The sequence below is a fragment of the Microbacterium sp. KR10-403 genome, from assembly GCF_040196215.1.
Classification (GTDB): domain Bacteria; phylum Actinomycetota; class Actinomycetes; order Actinomycetales; family Microbacteriaceae; genus Microbacterium.
The window spans coordinates 76,236-97,616 of record NZ_JBEGDC010000006.1; the positions used below are offsets into that span (position 1 = coordinate 76,236).

General features: G+C 65.4%; 16 protein-coding genes. 14 read left to right on the forward strand and 2 right to left on the reverse strand.

All coding sequences use genetic code 11. The features are described 5' to 3' along the window. Position 1: 1 nt before the first annotated feature. Complete coding sequence (ocd, locus tag ABMQ42_RS14585) at positions 2-1,030, reverse strand: ornithine cyclodeaminase (RefSeq protein WP_349723722.1); 1,029 nt, start codon at positions 1,028-1,030, stop codon at positions 2-4. Positions 1,031-1,142: 112 nt separating this feature from the next. Here ocd and ABMQ42_RS14590 point away from each other — a divergent pair, with 112 nt between their 5' ends. The 10 genes from ABMQ42_RS14590 (at position 1,143) to ABMQ42_RS14635 (ending at position 14,013) form a co-directional block, all read left to right on the forward strand. Next, complete coding sequence (locus ABMQ42_RS14590) at positions 1,143-1,577, forward strand: Lrp/AsnC family transcriptional regulator (RefSeq protein ID WP_349723723.1); 435 nt, start codon at positions 1,143-1,145, stop codon at positions 1,575-1,577. Positions 1,578-1,702: 125 nt separating this feature from the next. Then, positions 1,703-2,896 (forward strand): PucR family transcriptional regulator, encoded by a 1,194-nt coding sequence (locus tag ABMQ42_RS14595; RefSeq protein WP_349723724.1) that lies wholly within the window; start codon positions 1,703-1,705, stop codon positions 2,894-2,896. A 188-nt stretch (positions 2,897-3,084) separates the two neighbouring features. Further along, on the forward strand, positions 3,085-4,953 hold the full coding sequence (locus ABMQ42_RS14600) for an alpha/beta hydrolase family protein (protein ID WP_349723725.1): 1,869 nt from the start codon (positions 3,085-3,087) through the stop codon (positions 4,951-4,953). Positions 4,954-5,096: 143 nt separating this feature from the next. After that, the gene (locus ABMQ42_RS14605; protein WP_349723726.1) at positions 5,097-7,151 is read left to right on the forward strand and encodes a hydantoinase/oxoprolinase family protein; all 2,055 of its coding nucleotides are present in this window, start codon (positions 5,097-5,099) and stop codon (positions 7,149-7,151) included. Beyond that, the gene (locus ABMQ42_RS14610) at positions 7,148-8,752 is read left to right on the forward strand and encodes a hydantoinase B/oxoprolinase family protein (RefSeq protein ID WP_349723954.1); all 1,605 of its coding nucleotides are present in this window, start codon (positions 7,148-7,150) and stop codon (positions 8,750-8,752) included. The genes ABMQ42_RS14605 and ABMQ42_RS14610 overlap by 4 nt, the downstream gene beginning before the upstream one ends. Before the next feature lie 72 nt (positions 8,753-8,824). Continuing rightward, entirely contained in the window at positions 8,825-10,414 is a 1,590-nt protein-coding gene (locus tag ABMQ42_RS14615) for an ABC transporter substrate-binding protein (protein ID WP_349723727.1), read from the forward strand. Between the two features lie 3 nt (positions 10,415-10,417). Then, positions 10,418-11,311 (forward strand): ABC transporter permease, encoded by an 894-nt coding sequence (locus tag ABMQ42_RS14620; RefSeq protein WP_349723728.1) that lies wholly within the window; start codon positions 10,418-10,420, stop codon positions 11,309-11,311. Next, positions 11,308-12,324 (forward strand): ABC transporter permease, encoded by a 1,017-nt coding sequence (locus ABMQ42_RS14625; protein ID WP_349723729.1) that lies wholly within the window; start codon positions 11,308-11,310, stop codon positions 12,322-12,324. Before ABMQ42_RS14620 ends, ABMQ42_RS14625 begins: the two co-directional genes overlap by 4 nt. Continuing rightward, a complete protein-coding gene (locus ABMQ42_RS14630) occupies positions 12,321-13,187 on the forward strand; it encodes an ABC transporter ATP-binding protein (RefSeq protein ID WP_349723730.1) in 867 nt (288 codons plus the stop codon). The genes ABMQ42_RS14625 and ABMQ42_RS14630 overlap by 4 nt, the downstream gene beginning before the upstream one ends. Next, the gene (locus tag ABMQ42_RS14635; RefSeq protein WP_349723731.1) at positions 13,174-14,013 is read left to right on the forward strand and encodes an ATP-binding cassette domain-containing protein; all 840 of its coding nucleotides are present in this window, start codon (positions 13,174-13,176) and stop codon (positions 14,011-14,013) included. The genes ABMQ42_RS14630 and ABMQ42_RS14635 overlap by 14 nt, the downstream gene beginning before the upstream one ends. Before the next feature lie 416 nt (positions 14,014-14,429). Here the strand turns inward: ABMQ42_RS14635 and ABMQ42_RS14640 are convergent, their stop codons facing one another. Beyond that, entirely contained in the window at positions 14,430-15,764 is a 1,335-nt protein-coding gene (locus tag ABMQ42_RS14640) for a Glu/Leu/Phe/Val dehydrogenase family protein (protein WP_349723732.1), read from the reverse strand. A 314-nt stretch (positions 15,765-16,078) separates the two neighbouring features. On the opposite strand from ABMQ42_RS14640, the gene wecB reads away from it, so the two are divergent. The 4 genes from wecB to ABMQ42_RS14660 all read left to right on the forward strand — a co-directional run bounded on the left by wecB (position 16,079) and on the right by ABMQ42_RS14660 (position 21,322). Beyond that, positions 16,079-17,389, forward strand: coding sequence for a non-hydrolyzing UDP-N-acetylglucosamine 2-epimerase (gene wecB / locus ABMQ42_RS14645; protein WP_349723733.1), 1,311 nt, complete (start codon positions 16,079-16,081; stop codon positions 17,387-17,389). Beyond that, positions 17,386-18,714 (forward strand): glycosyltransferase, encoded by a 1,329-nt coding sequence (locus ABMQ42_RS14650; RefSeq protein WP_349723734.1) that lies wholly within the window; start codon positions 17,386-17,388, stop codon positions 18,712-18,714. The genes wecB and ABMQ42_RS14650 overlap by 4 nt, the downstream gene beginning before the upstream one ends. A 62-nt stretch (positions 18,715-18,776) precedes the next feature. Beyond that, positions 18,777-20,012, forward strand: coding sequence for an amino acid deaminase/aldolase (locus ABMQ42_RS14655; RefSeq protein WP_349723735.1), 1,236 nt, complete (start codon positions 18,777-18,779; stop codon positions 20,010-20,012). Further along, positions 20,009-21,322: a D-arabinono-1,4-lactone oxidase gene (locus ABMQ42_RS14660; RefSeq protein WP_349723736.1), complete on the forward strand. Its 1,314-nt coding sequence runs from the start codon at positions 20,009-20,011 to the stop codon at positions 21,320-21,322. Before ABMQ42_RS14655 ends, ABMQ42_RS14660 begins: the two co-directional genes overlap by 4 nt. Positions 21,323-21,381: the final 59 nt, after the last annotated feature.

The window sequence follows — 21,381 nt, forward strand, 5'->3', positions numbered from 1 at the left end:
GTCACAGAACCGGGGCGGGCGCCCCGATCATTCCGAAGAGGTCCTTCGGGTCATCCGGTGCCGCTACCAGATCGATGGTCTCGACGAACTCACTTCCCCTCACCGATTCCTGAACGTACGTCAGAGCCGAATAGTCCTCAATCGCGAATCCGACCGAATCGAACAGCGTGATGCTCGTACTGTGCTGTCGGCCCGGACGGCGCTCTGCCAGCACTTCCCATAGTTCCGTCACCGGGAAATCGGTGCCACGAGCCTGGATCTCGCCTTCGATGCGGGTCTGCGGTGCGTATTCGACGAAGACCTCGGACCGGTCAAGAATCACGGGGTCGAGCTCTGTCTTGCCCGGGCAATCGCCGCCGATCGCATTGAGGTGCATTCCAGGTCGTACGTCGACATCCTGCAGCACGACGGCAAGAGCCTTGTCGGCTGTGCAGGTGGTGACCACGTCGGCTCCTCGCACGGCCTCAGCGACGCTGTCGCATACGACGAGGTCGAATCCCAGAGGTCCGAGATTGCGGACCAGTTTCGCAATCGCGTCCGGGTCGATGTCATAGACGCGCAGTGTCTCGATTCCGAGGGCGTCTCGCATGGCCAGTGCCTGGAACTCCGCCTGGCTGCCTGCGCCGACCAAGGCCATGACTGTCGAATCGCGTCGCGCGAGGGTCCGGGCTGCCAGCGCCGAAGTCGCGGCGGTGCGGAGCGCGGTGAGCAACGTCATCTCAGCGATGAAGGTGGGATAGCCGTTGTGCACGTCGGCGAGTACTCCGAACGCGGTCACCGTCTGATACCCCCGCGCTGGATTCGACGGATGCCCATTGACGTACTTGAAGCCATACGTCTCGTGATCGCTGGTGGGCATCAGCTCAATGACGCCGAACGGCGTATGGCTCGCGATTCGAGGAGTCTTGTCGAACTGCGCCCATCGACGGAAGTCGCGTTCCAGCCTCGCCCGCAGGCCTGAGATGATCCGCTCTGCTCCGTTCCGTGAGATCCAGCGCACCATGTTGTCAACGCCGATGAACTCCGTCATGCGTCCTCCAATCTTTCCTTCCACGCTAGGAGCTGACGTAATGACGAGGCAACTCGCAATATGTCTACATATTGAGTAGCAATATGCCTATATGCATGGCTAGTCTTGCCAGATGGTTAAATCTCTCGATGATCTTGACCGCGAACTGCTCTCTGCGCTGCGCAAGGACGGACGCGCACCCGTGGCCACTCTTGCGCGGGATCTGGGTGTCAGCCGCCCAACCGTCACGGGACGTATCAATCGACTGGTCGCTGAGGGGATCATCGTGGGCTTCACGGTTCGCGTACGTGACGAAATCGACCCACTCGCCATCCGCGCGATCTCATTCATAGAAGTGGTTGGACGCTCTACGGATTCGGTCATCCGCCGCCTTCGCGGGATGCCCGAGATCATCTCACTCCACTCCACAAACGGCGGCTGGGATCTGGTCGCGGAGATCGGAGCGCCCGGCCTGGGCGAGTTCGACCGCATTCTGGGTGCGATACGTTCGACCGAAGGCGTGGTCAACAGTGAGACGAGTCTCCTCTTGTCTTCGGTCCTGCGTTGAGATGTCCGGGTCACGGTCACCGATAATGTTCAGTGCACAGCCGGCGCGATCACCTGCCGCCAGCCGAGCGGGGGAAACGGTTCAGCGCGACGAGGGTTCATCACCAGTGCATTAGGAGGTGACATATGGAATCGGTTCAAGATGTGATCGAGAGCCTGGCGCAGTCACTGCAAAGATCTGTGGCCGTCGACGACGCCGACCTCAGGCTGGTCGCCTCAAGCACCCACTTCAACGATGCGGACGCTGCACGCATGCAGTCGCTCGTCGGGCGACGTGTGGAAGGAGACGCGCGGGAGTACGTACTCGGTTCGGGCGCACGCAGATGGCGAGAACCGCGCGAGGTGCCCGCAAATCCTTCGATCGGCGCGGATGCAGCGCGCTTCTGTCTTCCGCTCTGGTCGCGTTACGAGCTGCTCGGATTTCTCTGGGTCACGATGGCGGGGCCGTTGACCAACGAAGAGATGGCCGAGTGCATCGATGCCGCGGAGACTGTTCGCAGCCTGCTCGTGCGTCGTGCCGAGCAGGAGGTGGAGGACGCACAGAAGATCCAGCCACTGGTCACAGGACTTCTGTCCACGTCGCCAGCGGAGAGGGCGGCCGCAGCGGCGGAGCTGATCGAGCAGCGATTCCCGGACGCTTCCAGGTTCACCGTGGTCGCTGCTGTCACCGACCTCGCCGTCGATTCCTCCGGTGAGGCGCCGGTCGACTTGGTCCGGCGAGCACTGTCGCACGTTCAGCGGTCTCGGCTCGGAGAGATGAGTGTCGTGAGCGTGAATGATGAGGTGCCGATTCTGATCATCGGGCATCGCACGAGCTTCAGCGCCGCTGCCTTCGAAGATCTCTGTCAGCGCGTCTCAACCGAGTTGCGGCGCCTGGATCTGCGTCTCGCGGAGCGCGTCTCGCTTGGTGTGGGCAGTACGCGCACACGACTCGACGACATCGCGCTGTCCTTCGATCAAGCGCTCAGTGCGGCTCGGATCGCGTTGCAGCAGGGACAGCGGGTGAGCGTATGGGGTGAGGATGCGCTGACGACGTTGTTGACCGCAACCGTGCGGCCGATCGTGGATCGCAGACTATTGCCTCCCGTGCTGAGCAAGGTCGAACTCGAGCAGGCTGACGCCATCGATCTGGTCGCCGCATACCTCCGCAACGCAGGGAACGTCATCCGTACCGCCCACGACCTGCATCTTCATCGAACCACGGTCTATTACCACCTCACGAGATTCCGGGAAGTCACCGGGCTCGATCTCGACGACGGTGAGACGCGCCTGATGCTGCATCTGTGGTTGAAGGTACGCGATCGGCTGGCACCGGAGTAGGCCACACGTTGCGAGCGCCTCGTTTGTCCGTCGGTGCGACAAACGCCGATGGCGAGCCGATGGTGCTTCGACACCCGTAGGACGTGTCAATGGGGACCGATGGTCAGTGTTGATCCTGTCGGGTCGCGTCGCGACAGAATCAGACGGAATCAGCACTGAATCGGAGAGTGATGGATACGGAAGCATGGGTGCGGGACCAGTTGGCTATCTGTCGAGGCGAAGCCGGGCAAGTCGTCGATATCGAGTCGATCGAGATCCACCCACGGCTTCCGCTCGCAGTGCTGCGAGTGAGACGGCGTGTCTCCTGGGGCACGCGGTCGGAACTCGAGCTGTTCGACACCGTCACGGGTGAAGAGCGCACGATCCCCGGCTGCCAGGACGTCCGTGCAGCGACATGGCACGCGAACGGATGCAGGGTTCTGGTGGCCCGCGGTTCAGCGGGGGGAAACGAGATCGTCGAGGTCGACATCGACACTCTCGAGGCGGAGGTGCTGCTCGAAGTCACCGGGGCGATCGAATCGCTCCGCAGCACCGACGACGGCCTGTACTTCCTCGAGGCGGAGGTCGGTGCTGAACTCTCGGACGTCCATGGTTCCGGCGTTGTCGCCGACACGTCTCGGCCCAACTGGTACCCCCGAGTGATGCCTGCATCCGAGGGGCGGCGCGTCCTTCGGATACGTGACTCGGCCGGTCATGTGCGCACGGTGACGGATGCGAATGTCTGGGACTTCGACGCCCGCGGCGACTCCGTGCTGATGCTTGCGAGCGAACACGCAGGTGAAGGGGCCTGGTACGGCGCGACATTGCGGATCAGCGGTGGCGCGGGAGAGATCGAGGTCTGTCGATCGCCGTATCAGCTTGCATGGCCCCGGTTGAGCCACGACGGACTGCACTGGTCGGTGCTGACGGGCCCAGCGTCGGATCGAGGCGTTCTCGCGGGAGACGTGGTCATCGATGGTCGCCGTGTGGAACTCGACCAGGTGCACGCGTCGCTGAGCGAATGGACACCGAATGGACAATTGCTCGTCGTCGGACATCGGGGCTTCGAAGTGGTCATCGGGACTGTGGATCCCGCCGGCCAGCTCTTCCGGCCGTTGTGGAGCAGCACGACTTTGACGAGCGGCTCGGATGTGCCGATTGCCGGTCAGATGGCCAGCGGTGACGTGCTCGCCGTGCTGGAAGGCCATCGTGTTCCCCCTGCCCTGTGTCGAGTCGCCGGGGTCGGCATGCCGACACAGCTGCTGAGCACTGCGTCACCGGCCACTGACCGCGTCATTGAACTGTCTGGAGAGTGCGACGTCGTGGAGTGGGAGTCGAGTGACGGTGCACGGATTGAGGGTCTTCTCATTCGCCCGGAGAAGATCAGCGGACTGGTGGTTCTCGCCCACGGAGGTCCCATCAGTGCGTTCCACGTCAACTGGGTCGCGCGTGACGAGTATGTGTGGCTGCTGGTCTCAGCGGGCTACGCGGTGTTCTGCCCCAACCCGCGAGGAAGCTCCGGACGTGGGAACGAGTTTGCGGCCGCGGTACTCGGCGATGCTGGCGGCCAGGATGCGAAAGACATCACCACGGGCATCGAGCACCTTCTGCGGGAACGGATCGTGCCGCGCGTTCCTGTCGGAATCACCGGGAACAGCTATGGCGGCTTCCTGGCGGCATGGCTTCCGTGCGTGTGCAACCTCTTTGCGGCCGCGGTCGCACGATCCCCAGTGACGGACTGGCAGCTTCTCGACCTGACCACCAATCTTCGAGAGCTGAACCGACTTCTCGTGGGCTCGAATCCGTTGGACGGTGCGAGCCACTACATCGCGCGCAGCCCCGTTCGCAGGGTAACGCCGCCGCACGCCCCGACTCTTCTGACCGCAGGTCTCAGCGATCTCGCCACCCCGCCGTCGCAGGCTGAGGCGATGTACGCGGCTCTCAGCGACCAGGGCGTGGATGCCGCGTTCGCGATCTATCCCCTGGAGGGCCACGGCGTCCTCGGCTTCGATGCGCGCGTAGACCAGTGTGCCCGCATGCTCGACTGGTTCAGGGTCCATCTGCAACACGTCCAGTAAGACCTACGACATTTGTCTGAGAGTCTCCCGGCGGGTTCCGACAGGTGCTTGTCTTGTTTCCCCGCCACCCCACCGAAGATCGAAAGATACCGCGCTCTGCTGCTCAGCAGCCGCAGACGAGTTATTAAAGGAGATAACCCAAGATGCAGCAGTCCACATCTGGATCACGCGTCGGCATCGACGTCGGCGGAACGTTCATCGACTATGCGGTCGTGGATGTCGAGTCTGGGCTGGTCCGTTTCGACAAGCAGCCGGCGACCGCCGGTCGACTTCACGAGGAAGTGATGGCTGGCCTGGGCAATCTCGGGCTGTCGGGGGCTGACATCGTGCAGCTGTTCCACGGGACCACCGTCGCCATCAATGCTCTCGTACAGGAGCGGGGAGCCAAGGTCGCCCTGGTGACGACAGCGGGCTTCCGCGACGTGTTGGAGATCGGTCGGGGCGGCCGTCCGCAGATCTACAACCTCCGGTTCGCGCCCACGCCGCCGCTCGTGGCGCGCGAGTTCCGCTTCGAGATCGCGGAGCGGCTCACCGCTTCCGGCGACGTGCTCCAGCCGCTGACAGCGGGGGCCGTCAATGAGTTGATCGAGCAGTTGCGCGAGTCCGGTGCCGATGCCGTCGCGATCTGTCTGCTTCACGCTTACTCAAACCCGCAGCACGAGTTGGCGCTGGGAGATGCGATCCGTAACAGCCTCCCCGGCACTCGTCTGACGCTGTCGCACCAAGTGGCATCCGAATGGCATGAGTTCGAGCGCAGTTCCTCGGCCGTCATCAACTCGTACGTGCAGCCTCTGTTCGCCGACTACCTCGACAGACTGCAGACTGCGCTCAGCGACGGCGGATACCACGGCCCCATCGGAATCATGCAGTCCAACGGTGGTGTGCTCTCATCCGATCGTGCGGCCGCGTTGCCAGTCCGTACCCTGATGTCGGGCCCGGCGGGCGGCGTCGTCGCATGCCGTGAGCTGTCGGGGGAGATCGGCATCTCGCACGCCATCTGCGCGGACGTGGGCGGCACGACATTCGATGTCGCGCTGATCCTCGACGGCGAGCTCGTGGAGAAATCTGAGACGGCGATCGGGGGTCGCCCGGTGCTCGGGTCGATGGTCGACATCACCTCGGTGGGCGCCGGCGGAGGATCGATCGCATGGATCGACGCCAACGGTGCGCTGAAGGTGGGGCCCGAGAGCGCCGGCGCCGTGCCGGGACCCGTGTGCTTCGGGAAGGGCGGAACCAAGCCGACCGTCACCGATGCGCAGGTCATTCTCGGGCGTCTCGATCCTGGACGATTCTTCGGAGGGCGAATGGTCCTCGACATCGAAGGCGCACGCCGTGCGATCCAGACGCAGGTGGCTGACCCGCTCGGGCTGGCGCTCGAGCAAGCGGCGCTGGGAATCCTCCGCATCGCAGAGACGAACATGACAAATGCGATTCGAGCGATCACCATCCAGCGTGGGCTCGACCCGCGTGACTTCGCTCTCATCTCCTACGGGGGCGGCGGCGGTCTGTTCGCCACGCTTCTTGCCGAGGAGATGGGAGTGACGACGGTTGTGGCCCCCGCGGCGGCGGCCAATTTCTCCGCGTGGGGCATTCTGTCCAGCGACTACCGTGAAGACGTCGTCCGTACCCGAATCGTGGCGCTGGACACGGGGGCTTCCGAAATCGTCGCTGAACTGCGCGAACTCGCCGACGAGGTGCGCGAAGCGATGTCGGTGTACAGCGACACTCGTGCGGTAGACGTGTCGTTCAGCGTCGATGCGCGATTCGTCGGTCAGCACCACACGGTCGTCGTCCCCGTGGAAGCAGACCTCGTGGCCGACGAAGCGCGGCTCGTTGATCAGATCCGAGCCGGATTCGTTCGCCTGCACGATCGTATGTACGGACCTCGCACGATGGAGGCCAAGCTGGAGGTGGTGTCGTTGCGCGCCCACGGCACCGTGTCGGTGCCCAAGCCTCGCCTCGAGCAGCTGAACGGCGACGGGCGTGCGGTGCAAACGTCGCGGAGGGATGTCTGGTTCGGCGACGAGCCGAGCTCCGCCACCATCTTCCGTCGCGCCGACCTCGGTTCCGGATTCGAGTTCTCCGGCCCCGCCGTCGTCGATGAAGCGACGAACACGATCCTTGTGCCGCCTGGATGGACAGGCCGCATAGACCAACGAGGTCATGTCATCCTCACTCGCGAAGGAGCGCGCGCATGAGCACTACTCCGGTCACCGACCCGATCACCGCAGAGGTCGTCCGCAACGGCCTGGTGGCCGCGGCGAACGAGATGAACAACATCATCGTTCGAACGGCCTTCAACCCCCTGCTTTTCGACACGAAGGACTTCGGCATCGCCGTACTGTCCGCCGATGGCGAGCTGTGGGCGGAAGACTCCGGCCTGACTTCCTTCGTCGGATGCATGCCCGCAACGATCCAGACGGGCCTCCGCAAGCATGGGGCGGCGCACTTTCGGCCCGGCGACGTGCTGATCGTCAACGATCCATATCTGACGGGCACGCACATCTCTGACACGACCGTCTATATGCCGGTGCACCATGAGGACGCGCTGGTCGCCTTCGTTGCGGTCACGGCCCACTGGGCCGACGTCGGTGGACGCACCCCGGGCGGGTGGGACATGACGTCGACCGAGCTTTACCAAGAGGGCATGTGCTTCACACATCAGCGGCTCATCGCCGAAGATGCGCCCGTTGACGACCTGCTTGACTTCATCAGCGCGAACGTCCGGTTCCCTGAGATCGTGCGCGGCGACCTGGACGCGCAGATCGCAGCCTGCCGCGCCGGTGCGGCGCGGGTTCGCGCGCTCTGCGAGCGATTCGGTCCCGGAGCGGTCAACTCCTCCATGGACCGGGCGATCCAGTCAACTGCATCCACTGTCAGCGAGCGCATTGCTGCGCTGCCCGACGGCGTGCACGAACGGTCGATCGTCATGGACTATGACGGGATCGATCAGGCGGCCAGGCCTGTCGTCGCGGTGCAGGTCGCCGTCGATGGCGATCGCATCAAGGTCACTTTCGATGGGACGAGTCCCACGAGTCAGGGGTCGATGAACCTCACGGGGATCGGCACGCGGAGCGAGGTGCACGCGGCGCTCAAGGGGCTGCTCGCCCCACTTGAGCCTTCGAACGCGGGTCACTTCAAGAACGTCGACATTGAACTGCCGCAGGAATCACTCGTGAACCCGACTCGACCTGCCGGCAGTGACTCCTTCGGCTTCGTGGCCGGCGCACTCACGGAGATGATCGTGAATGCCCTCGCTGAGCTGTTCCCTGAAACGAGCCGTGCTGGCTCGTACCAGCTGTTCGGCGTCCACCTCATCCGCACCGACCCCCGGCATGGGGAGCCCTTCATCATGATCGACCCGTTGGACGGCGGTCATGGTGCCCACTCAGCCGGCGACGGTGCGACCGCGATCTTCCCCGGCGACGGCGACACCCTCAACCTGCCCGTCGAGGTGCTGGAGAACCGGTACCCGCTGCGCTGCCTCCAGTACGCGTACGTCGACGGCTCACGTGGACACGGAGAGCACAACGGTGGCTATGGGCTGGTGCGCGATTATCAAGTGCTTGAAGACGGAACCATCCTCAAGTACGCCAACGAGAACACCAAGAACGTACTGTCCATCGGCGTGGCCGGCGGTGACGACGGCGAGGCGAGCCGCATCATCCTTCGTCCCGGTGAGTCCGACGAAGTCGTGCTCACCGACCGCGGAAACGACGCCGGGGAGTTGCGTGCGGGGGACATCGTGCGCACCGTCAGCGGCGGCGGCGGCGGATGGGGCGGAGCCGCCCAGGCATAGCAGCCGACCTGGTCGGATGCCGTTGGACGAGGGCAGCGCTGCGATTGCAGCATTTCGCAAGGAGGCGAAACCATGAAACAGCAGTACCGGTTCCGGCGTGTTGCCGGGGCATTCCTCGGAGTGGCAATGGTGGTGAGCGCGCTGGTCGCTTGCAGCGGCACATCGAACACCACCACGCAGGACAAGGCGCTTCGAGTGGTGATGGCCACCGCGCCCACCTCGCTGGATCCGATTGATCAGTTCGGCGGCACCGACACACTGTCCGGGAACATGTATGTCACCCTGTTGAGGACAGGGACGAAAGACCTGGGAAACGGTCTGTCGACCGAGAACGGGGCCGACGTCGAGGGGTATCTCGCGAAGGACTGGAAGGTCTCGGATGACGGGCTGACCTATACGTTCCATCTCAAGCCCGGACTCACCTTCGCGTCGGGCACACCCGTCGACTCGGCCGCAGTCAAGTATTCGTTCGAGAGAGCACTCGACTCTACGGCTGAGGCATTCATCACCACCCTCACGCCTGGCCTCATCAAGAGCATCGACACTCCGGACGCTGACACCGTCGTCTTCACGCTGTCGGAACCGCGCCCGAGTGTGCTGCAAGCCTGGGCATCGTACTCTTCGGCCATTGTCGATCCGAGCGTCGTCAAGGCAAAAGGTGCGAAGTGGCTCGACACGAACGAGGCAGGATCCGGGCCCTACGAACTGGTCAGTTACACGCCCAATCGTGAGCTCGTCATGAAGGAACGGCCCGGATTCGCCAAATGGGCGGGCTGGGCACCGAAGCGCCAGAACGTCACGGTGCAGTTTGCAGCCGACGACTCGGCACTCCTGCTGGCGGTCAAACAGGGCGCCGACGTCGTGATCGGCCTCACAAGCCAGTCCGTCGCGAGTCTGAAGAATGATTCGGCGGTCCGGGTTGAGACGTTCGAGAGTGTGCGCACGAGGTTCCTGAACTTGGCGTGGTCGAAGGCGCCCTTCTCCAACGCGAAGGTGCGCGAGGCTCTCACCTACGCCGTGGACCTGAAGGCCATCCTCGACGGACCTGCGAACGGTGACGGCCAGCTGTACTACGGTCCCTCGAACCCGAATCTTCCGTTCTTCAACAAGGAACTGGCCACGCCGATCACGAGAGACGTCGCCAAAGCTGAACAGCTATTGAAGGACTCTGGCGAGACTCTCCCCATCCGGTTCACGCTCTCGATCGACCAGGGTGCGCCGGTAGACAAGCAGATTGCGCAGGTGCTGCAGTCGACGTTGAAACCCGCGGGATTCGACATCCAGATTGAAGTGCTGCCCACGGCAGAGTTTTCGGAAGCCACCTATGCCGACGGGTTTCAGGCTCAGATCCGTGAGGATGCACCGGGGTATGCCGATACGGGGTTCTATCTCGGCTACGCCATGGCGTGCGTGCTGAAGCCGGTCGGGACGAACGCCAGCCACATGTGCATGCCCGAGGCGGACAAGCTGCTCGCTGCGGCGAGAGCGACTACGGATCCCGAGAAGGCTCAGGCGAAGTACGACGAGATCACGCGCATATGGAGAGAGAACTACCCGCAGATTCCGCTGTTTGCAATGAGTCCGGCGATCGTGCTGAGCAAGAGTGTCACCTCGTTCGAGTACTCGTACGACTTCAGCAACCGAGTGACTGACTGGGGGTAGCCCATGACGGAGACAGAACGTATCGTCGCCGTTCGCGGATCCGGACAGGCGCGGAAGGCCGGTTGGTTCCGCCGGCTCTCCGGGTCCGCGCGGGTGAGCGTGATCGCGATCGTTGTGATCGCGGTGGCGGCCGCGACAGCGAAGCTGTGGTGGCCGGAGTCGAGCGATCAGACGAATGCAGCCGCCGCCCTTATGACGCCGAGTCTTTCGCACCCGATGGGCACAGATGGGCTTGGACGAGACGTCTTCGCTCGGGTTCTCGAGGGCGCCGGCATCTCGTTGGCGGCGGGGCTCATCATTGCCGTGGCTGCGGTCGCGGTGGGAGGAGCCCTCGCGATCATCGCGGGCCTCCGTCCGGGAGCAATCGATCTCGTCATCATGCGTATCACCGACTCGCTGCTCGCCTTCCCCGCGTTGATTCTCGCGATAGCGGTGGCGGCGGGCCTTGGGAGCGGGTTCTTCTCCGCCTGTGTGGCGATCGTTGTCAGCACCTTCCCGCTCGTTACTCGGGTGGTGCGCTCGGATGTGCTCAGGATCCGTGGTGGGGGGCACATCCAGGCCGCGCGAGCACTCGGCGTGACTCCGTCGCGTATCGTCTGGCGTCACGTGCTTCCGCACGTCTCTTCCGCGCTGCTTGTGCAGTTTGCTCTGGTCGTGGCATTCGGGATCATCGCACTGGCCGGTCTCGGGTTCATCGGCCTTGGGATCCAATTGCCTACGCCGGAGCTGGGAGCGATGATCCTCGACGGGGCCGCGCCGCTGATCGGGGGCGCCTGGTGGATAAGCATCTTCCCGGGACTGATGCTGCTGGCGATCGTTGCATCAGTGAACGTGATCGCTGACTCACTGCGTGTGATTCTGGACCAGCCCGATGAACTCACGGGGGCGGAGCTTTGATCTCATATATCTCGCGCAGGTTCGGTTTGGCGCTCCTTTCGATTCTCGGCGCATCCATCGTCGCCTTCATCGTGTTTCGGGTCGCACCGGGAGACCCTGCGCGGCAAGCACTGGGTCCGTTCGCCTCAGACGAGCAGCTCGCGCAATTCCGCGCCGACAACCTTCTGGACCAGTCGCTTCCCGCCCAGTACTGGGCATTCATCCGGAACTTCTTCACAGGGGACTGGGGCTACTCATACGGCAGCGGTGCGAAGGTGACGACGCTGTTCGGCGACACGCTCGCTCCCACGATCGAGCTGGCCGTCGTGACGTTCATCGTCACTGTGGCTTTGGCCACATGGCTGGCGCTCGTGTCGACCTACCGACCTCGCAGGTGGCTCGATCGGCTGATCAACGCGCTGGCATACGTCGGACTGGGGGCTCCGGCATTCTGGGTTGGCCTCGTCCTCGTCCTGGTGTTCTCGCAGTGGCTGCCGGTGCTGCCAGGTGCCGAGGGGCAACTCGACTTCACGTACTCGGTGCCGACGGTGACGGGGTTCATGTTGGTCGACACGCTTCTTGCAGGAGATCTGCCGGCGTTCGGGAACGCGATCACGCATCTGATCCTCCCGGTTGCGACACTGGGTCTGGCCGTGTTCGCGTACCTGGTCAGGATCCTGCGGGCCAGCCTGCTGGCGGTCGGAGATCAGCAGTTCGTTCTGGCTGCCGAAGCCAAGGGCGTCAGCCGCTGGACCGCATTTCGTCGACATGCGCTGCACAACGCACTGCTGCCCATGCTGACCGCAAGCGGAATCGTGCTTGGTCAGCTGTTGGCTGGGACGGTGCTTGTAGAGACCGTGTTCAACTGGCCGGGCGTGGGCAACCTGCTCACCCGGAGCATCGGGCTCAAGGACTACTCGGTCGTCGATGTCTTCGTGATGCTCTCGGCGACGGCCTACGTGCTGGTCAACTTCATCGTCGACGTCGTACAACTGCGCGTCGACCCCCGCATCCTGCAGGAGGAGCAGAAATGATTGACGTGGAGGCGATTCACGGGACTCCGGCGCTGCGCCTGCAGGACGTGTCGATCGGGTATTCGCACTTTGCCGATGCGGTCTCGTCGATCTCGTTCACCTTGGAGCGCGGGCGTCGTGTGGGCATCATCGGTGAGTCAGGCTGTGGGAAATCCACGCTGGGACTCGCCATCATGGGGCTGCTTCCCTGGAACGGCGAGGTCAGGGCGGGCAACATCCTGATCGACGGGGCGGACATGGTCACGATGCGGGAACGGGAACGTCGTCGACTCCGAGGAAATCGCGTCGGGCTGATCTACCAGGATGCATCGAGTTCGTTGGATCCGCTCAAGCGAGTGGGCACACAGATCGCAGAAGCCATCACGGCACACGCTCCCAAGACGAAGCAGATCAACGACCGCGTCGCGCACGCACTCGACGACGTGGGGCTCGCCGCAGCCAATGCCCAGAACTATCCACATGAGCTGTCCGGTGGAATGCGGCAACGCGTGGCCATCGCCATCGCCCTCGTCAACGATCCTGTCCTGGTCATCGCCGACGAGCCCACGACGGCACTTGATGTCACCACGCAGGCTCACGTACTCGATCTCCTCGAAGCGCGCGTGACGGAACGAGATGCGGCTCTGCTGCTGATCACGCACGACCTCGGTGTCGTCGCGGACCGTTGCGAACTGACGGGCGTGATGTATCGAGGGCGACTGGTCGAGTGGGGAGACACCAGCCGAGTGCTCACTGATCCCGAGCATCCATACACGCGAGCACTCGTGGAGTGCTCCCACGCTGTGATCGACAGCGACGCTGACCGACTTCCCACAATGACTTCATGGGACCATGACGAGGAGGGCGGCGATGATGCGCTCTGACGATGCTGGGCAGAACCGACGAGACCCCGTTCTCCTCGAAGCACACCGCCTTCGCCAGGAGTTTCGTCAGCGGGTATCGCCCGGTAGCGCACGCGGGACGGCGCGCGTTGCGGCGCTTGATGACGTGTCGGTCCAGGTGCGTCGCGGTGAGCGTGTGGGAATCGTGGGTGAGTCCGGAAGCGGCAAGACCACGCTTGGACGTGCACTCAGCGGACTCCGCCACCCGCAGCACGGCACAGTGGAGTTCGACGGCACCGATATATACCGGCTCCCTGCGAAGGAGCTTCGACGGCTGAGGGCGCGGCTGCAGATCGTCCTGCAGGATCCTTCGGGCATCCTCGATCCCCGAATGACTGTGCGGCAGGCGGTGGCCGAAGGCCTCCAAGCCCACTCACACATGAAGGATGCCGAGATCTCTGCTCTCGTCGAGTCGACCCTGCGTGAGATGCGAATCGCCCCAGAGCTGTTCGACCGCCTACCCCGGAACCTGTCTGGCGGGCAACGTCAACGCGTTGCCGTGGCACGATCACTCGTCCTCCGCCCTGAACTGATCGTCCTCGACGAGCCGGTGTCGGCCCTCGACACATCCGTGCAGGCGCAGCTGCTCAACCTCTTGCGCGATGTGCAAGACGAACACGACCTCACCTATGTGTTCATCGTCCATGATCTGGCAGTGGCACGATGGTTCTGCACCCGAATCCTCGTCATGCACAAGGGGAGGATCGTCGAAGAGGGCGACAGCGATACCATTCTGCGCTCTCCCCAGCATCCGTATACGGCCGAGCTCATTGCCGCCGTCCCAGGGCTCCGGTCCCGGGGGCTGTGAGCTCTCCAGCGATGGAGAAGCTCACAGGGAGTGTGTCCCGTGATTGGATCCCGGCGCAGTCGTTCCTCGCCGCCGCGGTCCGGCCGCGGAAGCGTCTCTCGCCCGGCGTTGGTGCAAGCGGTCTCCACTGGCGGCGGCGATGCCCTATGACGAGGGTGCCGCCGGTTCGTGAGTCGAGGGATTCCGCATCGCGCTCAGATGCCGGAAGAACACCTCGGCGCTGACGCCGCGCGATGCGGGGAGCCCCGCTGAGAACAGCCTCTTGCCGTCTTTCACTGAACCGATGTGGTCCCGGCGTATTCGTTCGCCGAAGGGGATGCGCCTGCGCGGGCCATCAGCACCGAAGCCCAATGTCTGCGGACGCAACCGCCTGGACGGCCGTCTTGCCGGCCATTTATGGCCGGCAAGAGGTCACGTCACACGTTGTAAATGGCGTCGACGCACGTGCGATAGGCGTTCTCTGTGGGAGTGATGCCCAGTGCGTGCGCCTGCTCGAGGTTCTGCCGGGTCTTCACGGGGACCGTTGCCTCAATGCGTGCGCGCAGCGTGGCGGGTGATGCGTTCGCGCCGTTGATGTACTCCTCGGCGCCGCACATCACGCCGGCGGTGTTGTGCCACCACTCTGTTTGGAAGAGGATGCCACGGTCGGCGAGCAACTTCGCCAGACGCTCCTCCTCAGCCTGGCTCGTGGCCTTCAACTGATTGTTGGCCGGACCGAAGACATACCGGAACTTCAGGCGACCGATCACGTCCTCATCGATGATCCCGCCCACCGCGGCCGGACACAGAATGTCGGCGTCGAGGTCGAGGATCTCTTCGACCTCGACGATGGTGACATCCGAGTCCCGCCGCTGGGCCGCGAAGGCTTCGCCACGTGCCGGATTGAGGTCGGCCACGTACAGCTTCACGCCGCCCTCAGCAAGCAGGTCTGCCAGGTGCCAGCCGACTGCTCCGAGGCCCACGACCGCAGCACTCATCCCTCGCAGCGAGTCGCGACCCTCCTGGAAGCGCACAGCTTCCTTCATAGCCAGGAAGGTGCCATACGCCGTCGGGGTGCCGCTCTCTCCCAGGGGAGAGCGGGGTCCTCCGGTGAACTGCTGGGAGAATCGTGCATTGATCACGTCTGCCATGGCTGTCGGGAAGTTCATGTCCGGGCCAGTCATTGTGCGACAACGGTCGATGGCGAAGGCGATGAATCCCAATGCGTGCAGGTCTTCGAGATCGAGCTCATCCATCTGCACCGTGGTCTTGCAACCGCCGAAGTCAAGATCCGCAGCCACGTTTTTGAAGCTCATCGCACGGCCCAAATTGAGGCCGTCGATGATGACGTCGATCTCGGGCTCGTTTCGCGGATGCCTGCGGATGCCGCCGGCCAGGATCGCATGCCGCTTCGTGTTCAGGCCGCGCTTGCGGCTGTGCTGGTGGCACATGAAGCGGATGTCACGCTCTGCGTCGTAATACGCCTCGATTCCTACATGGCGCCCTTGGCGAAGGAACTCGAGCACGCGATCCAGGTGAGCGTCGAGGCCGTATTCCGCGTAGAGCGCATGCGTCGCGTCGTTGTCGAGGGTGATCCCGGACGGGGTGAGGAGTGTCAGCGCGTCGAAGGCGGAGTTGTACTGGGAGAAGTCCAACCCGCGATCCCATTCCTTGGCGGCCCAGAGCCGGTGCTCGTCGGTTCGCCAGTCATACTGGATCTTGAGGCTGGTCAGCCCCGCGTCAGCGAGGGGTGTGAAGATGCTGTCGTCCAAGCGAGTTCGTCCTTCGATGGAGTGTTCGTCGCGGTTGTCTGGATCATCATCTGTCCGTGCCTTCGCGCACTTCTTCCGACATTCGATGGAATCGCCGCGAACATCTGTCGCACGCTCAAGGAGATCGAGAAGAGGGGCGTGTCGGATCACTCCGTCTCCTGCGGACGGGCATCGGGGACGAAACGACCCCTTTCTTCGTCGAACGGAGACCGACTCTGGGTGAAAGACCTGCCGCTCGTGCCCACGTGGGCCGGCGCCACCTGATCGGCGCCGCGCCGTCGACATCGGGCGCGCCGTTCACTACGTTCGAAGACATGTCGACCGATATATCAGACCAGCGCCTGCACGCCGTCTTCATCGTCGGCACGCGCCCCGAGGCGATCAAGATGCTGCCGCTCATCGTCGCCATGCGCGAGAGCGCCCGCTTCGAGCCCGTCGTCGTCTCGACGGGACAGCATGCCGAGATGGTCGCATCGGTGCTGTCGATCGGCGACATCCGGCCCGACGTGACGTTCGATCTGCCGGCCGGTCCGCGGACGTTGAACGAGCTGTTCGCGTTCATCCTCACGCATCTCGAGGACTACCTGGGCGACCGCTTCGGTCCGCCGGTGCCGCCCGAAGAGGCGAGCTATGCGACCGGCTACCCGGCCGCGTGCTTCGTCCACGGCGACACGACGAGTGCCGCCGCATCCGCGCTGGCCGCGTTCCACCTGCACCTTCCGGTCGTCCACGTCGAGGCGGGACTGCGGACGTCGAACACGCTCTCGCCGTTCCCCGAAGAGCTCAACCGGCAGTTGATCTCTCGGATCGCTGCGCTGCACCTCGCTCCGACCATCCGGAACAAGGCGAACCTCATGGGGGAGGGCATCCCGTACGGACGCATCTTCGTCACCGGCAACACCGCCATCGACGCGCTGCATCTGGCGGTGTCGCAGGACGACCGCTTCGAAGACGAACGGCTGACCGATCTCGATGTCCCCGAACCACCACGCGTCGTCGTGGTGACCGCACACCGCCGGGAGAACTGGGGCGCTCCGCTGGAACGGATCGCCGATGCCGTCGCGCAGTGTGCGCGGGCGTATCCCGACGTACGGTTCGTGGTCGCGCTGCATCCCAATCCGGCCGTTGCCGGCATCCTCACGTCCCGTCTCGGGGATCTCGAGAACGTGACGCTCATCGAGGCGATGAAGTACATCGAGTTCGCCCGACTGCTCAAGCTCGCGACCCTCGCCATCACCGACTCCGGCGGGATCCAGGAAGAGGCACCCGCACTGGGCACGCCGGTCATCTGCGTCCGCGAGAGCACGGAGAGGCAGGAAGGGGTGGATGCCGGAACCGTCGAACTCGTCGGCACCTCGACCGAGCGGATCGTGGCGTCGGTCCGCACGCTGCTCGACGACCCCGCGGAGCGCCGCCGCCGCAGCCGCACGGCGAACCCGTACGGCGACGGCAGGGCCTCGGCGCGGATCGTGCGGGCGCTCGAGCACATCGTCTTCAATTCGGAGGCCCCGACGCCGTTCGGCCCCGGCTTCGACCGCAACGAGGTCCTCGCAGCCGGCGGCAGCGGCGACCCCGTCGAGAAGGGCTGGGTGTCGACGTGGCCGCTGCCGAGCGAGGACGGATGAGCACGGTGATCGACCTCTACGGCAACGTGCCGACCTGGGGCCAGGTGCTGGATTGGGTGGTGCTGGTCGTCATCGTGTCATCGGCGGTGTCGCTGTGCACGCTCCTCGTCGTGGCGGCGCGCTACCGGCACGTGATGCGGCAGCGCACGGCGCGGGGCGACCTGCGCGACGAGAGCGAATTCCTCTGGGTGTTCCTGGTCCCCGCGCTCAACGAAGCGGTGACGATCGCCGACAGCGTCTCGAGGCTGTGCGCGACCAGGGCGACGCACGCGGTGTTCCTCGTCATCGATGACGGGTCCGACGATGACACCGGCCGCATCCTCGCCGGCATCGACGACCCCCGCTTGCGCATACTCACGCGCACGGCGCCGGATGCGCGGGTCGGCAAGGCGGCCGCACTGAACGCGGCCTACGCACATCTGCGCGAGCGGGTGCTCACCGAGCCCTCCTTCGCGCGGTGGGGCGAGGACGACGTGATCGTGGCTGTGGTGGACGCCGACGGGCGCGTCGATGCGCACGCCCCGCACGCCGTGAGCGTGGACTTCAGTGATCCGCTCGTGGGCGGCACGCAGCTGCTCGTCGAGATCTACAACCGGCGCACGCCCCTGACCTGGGCGCAGGACGTGGAGTTCTCGTCGTTCGGTCGGGTCTTCCAAGCGGGCAGGTCGTGGTGGGGCACGGCGAACATGGGCGGCAACGGCCAGTTCACCCGACTGGCGGCGCTGCACGCCGTGGACGACGGCGACGGGCCCTGGCGCGACCGGCTCACCGAAGACCAGGATCTGGGAGTGCGCATGGTCCAGGCGGGGTGGCGTGGCACGCAGAACAACGACGCCCGGGTGCGCCAGCAGGGCCTCAACTCGCTGCGGCGGCTCTACCGGCAGAGGGTGCGCTGGGCACAGGGCAACTGGCAGGCGCTGTCGCTGCTGCGGGGCGTCGGCAGGCCCTCGCTGAAGCTGTTCGGACGTCTGGACTGCGTCTTCTACCTGCTCACGCCGGCGGTCCAGCTGCTCACCGGACTCGCGTTCGTCGTGGCCATCGTGTTCTGGGCGTTCGGCATGTCCCCCTACCAGTCGGCACTGTGGTGGGTCGTGCTGCTGTTCGCCGTTCTCGCCTTCGGTCCGGGTCTGATCACGATGCTCATGCGAGCGGGCCACTGGTATACGGCGCCCCTCGCGGTCATCCTGGTCATCCCGTACCTCGTGTATGCGTGGATCGTGTTCCCGGTGCTGGCCGTCGCCCTGATCCGGCAGCTCGCGGGGCGCACCTCGTGGGCGAAGACGGCGCGGGAGAGTCTCACCGAGGCGGCGGCCACGGAAGTGTGATCGCACGGTCGCCGCCCGTTCTATGCTGGACGGGACGTCGAAGCGCGAAGGAGCCCGAACCGATGAGCCTCGACCTGCTCGCGGCACCCGACACCGCCGCCCGGACGTGGGACGACCCCGCGCGGTACTGGCGTGCGATGACGGATGCCGTCTCCGAGCTCTCCGGCCCGGTCGCAGCCATCAACCTCGACGCGTTGCGCTACAACGCCCTCGACATGGTGGTGCGCGCCGGCGGCGTGCCGATCCGGGTGGCCAGCAAGTCCGTGCGCGTCCGTGAGGTGCTCGATGCGACCCTGGCACTGCCGGGCTACCGGGGCATCCTCGCGTTCACCCTGCCCGAGGCGCTGTGGCTCGCCGAGACCGGCCACGATGACATCGTCGTCGGCTACCCGACGGCCGACCGCGGCGCGCTTCGTCGGCTGTGCGCGGATGAGGATGCCGCCTCCCGCATCACGCTCATGGTCGACAGCCTCGACCAGCTCGATCTCGTCGACGCCGTCGCGTCGCCGGCGACGCGTGCGCCGCTGCGGCTGTGCATCGACGCCGACGCGTCCTGGCGCGCGCCCGGGCTCGGGCACGTCGGCGTGCGGCGCTCGCCGGTGCACGACGTCGCCGAGGTCGCGACGCTCGCGCGGGGCATCGCCGCCCGGGCGGGCTTCTCGCTGGTGGGCCTCATGATGTACGAGGCGCAGATCGCCGGGCAGCCCGACAAGGACGGTGCCTCCGACCCGGTGATCCGATGGATGCAGCGGCGCTCGGCCGCTGAGCTGCTCGACCGCCGCGCGCACATCGTCGCGGCGCTGCGCGAGATCGCCCCGCTCGAGTTCGTGAACGGCGGCGGCACAGGGTCGCTGGAGTTCACCGCATCAGACCAGGCGGTCACCGAGGTCACCGCCGGTAGCGGCCTGCTCGCCGGTCACCTGTTCGACCGCTACCGCATCTTCGACCCGGCGCCGGCGGCGGCGTTCTCGCTCGAGGTCGTCCGCAAGCCCATGCCCGACATCGCGACGGTGCTCGGCGGGGGATGGATCGCCTCGGGGCCGCCGCTGGCGTCCCGCCAGCCGCTGCCCATCTGGCCGCAGGGACTGCACACCCTCGGGCGCGAAGGCGCCGGCGAGGTGCAAACGCCGCTGCAGGGGGAGAGCGCCCATGCGCTGCGGGCGGGGGACCGCGTGTGGTTCCGGCATTCCAAGAGCGGCGAGCTCGCGGAGCGCGTGAATGCGTATCACCTCATCGAGGGGGACCGCCTCGTCGGCCAGGCGCCGACGTACCGCGGCGAAGGAAGGGCTTTTCTGTGACACGACCGGGCGGCGAATGGCGCAACTGGGGACGATCGGCACACATCCGGCCGCAGCGGGTCGAGTACCCGAACAGCATCGACGCGGTGCGCCGTGCGGTGCAGTCGGCGGCCCGCGTCGGGCTGGCGGTCAAGGCGGTGGGCGCCGGGCACAGCTTCACCGGCATCGCCGCGGCACCCGGCGTGCTCCTCGACCTGCGTGACCTGACCGGGGTCGTCCGCGTCGACCGGGAGCGCTCGCAGGTCACCCTGCGCGCCGGCACCCACCTCTACAGCGTTCCGCGGCTGCTGGCGCCGTACGGCCTCGCGATGGAGAATCTGGGCGACATCGACCGTCAGACGATCGCGGGGGCCATCTCGACCGGCACGCACGGCACGGGCGCGCGCTTCGGCGGCATCGCCACCCAGGTCGTCGGGGCGGTCCTCGTCACCGCGGACGGCGAACTGCTGACCGTCGACGAAGAGCACGAGCCCGAGCTGCTGCCGGCGGTCGCTCTCGGCCTGGGCGCCCTCGGCATCCTCGTCGAGGTCACCCTGCAGTGCGTGCCGGCGTTCGTGCTGCACGCCGTCGACGAACCCGGCCCGCTGGGTGAGGTGCTCGACTCGATCCCGACGCGCGCCGCCGATGCCGACCATTTCGAGTTCTACTGGTTCCCGCACACCGAGGTCGGGCTGACCAAGACGAACACCCGGCTGCCCAAGACGGCCCCGCGGCATCCGCTCCCGCGCATGGCGAGGTGGGTCGATGAAGAGCTGCTGTCGAACGCCGTGTACGGCGGTGTCTGCGCGGCCGGCACCGCCGTTCCGGCCATCGTGCCGGCGTTTTCGCGGCTCGCGGTCACGCTGACCGGAGACCGCGAGTACACCGACTGGTCGAACCGCGTGTTCACCCAGCACCGCGGCGTCCGCTTCCGCGAGATGGAGTACGCACTGCCCGTCGAGAACGTGCGGCCCGCATTCGACCGGCTGCGCGCGCTCATCGCCGAGCATGGCTGGCGGATCTCCTTCCCCGTCGAGGTCCGTTTCGCCGCCGCCGATGATCTCTGGCTGTCGACCGCGCATGGCCGCGACAGCGGATACATCGCCGTGCACCGCTACTGGCGGGAGAACCCCAGCGACTACTTCGAGGCCGTCGAGCAGATCATGCTCGAGCTGGGTGGACGTCCGCACTGGGGCAAGATGCACACGCTCGACGCGCACATCCTGCGTGAGCGCTACCCGCGCTTCGACGACTTCGTCGCCCTGCGGGAACGCCTCGACCCCGAGCGGCGGTTCCAGAACGCGTATCTCCAGCGCGTACTCGGTGAGTAACGCCTGAGAGTCGCGCCGGCCGTGCCGGCGCTGTCGGAGTGCCCGGTTAGGATGGGCTC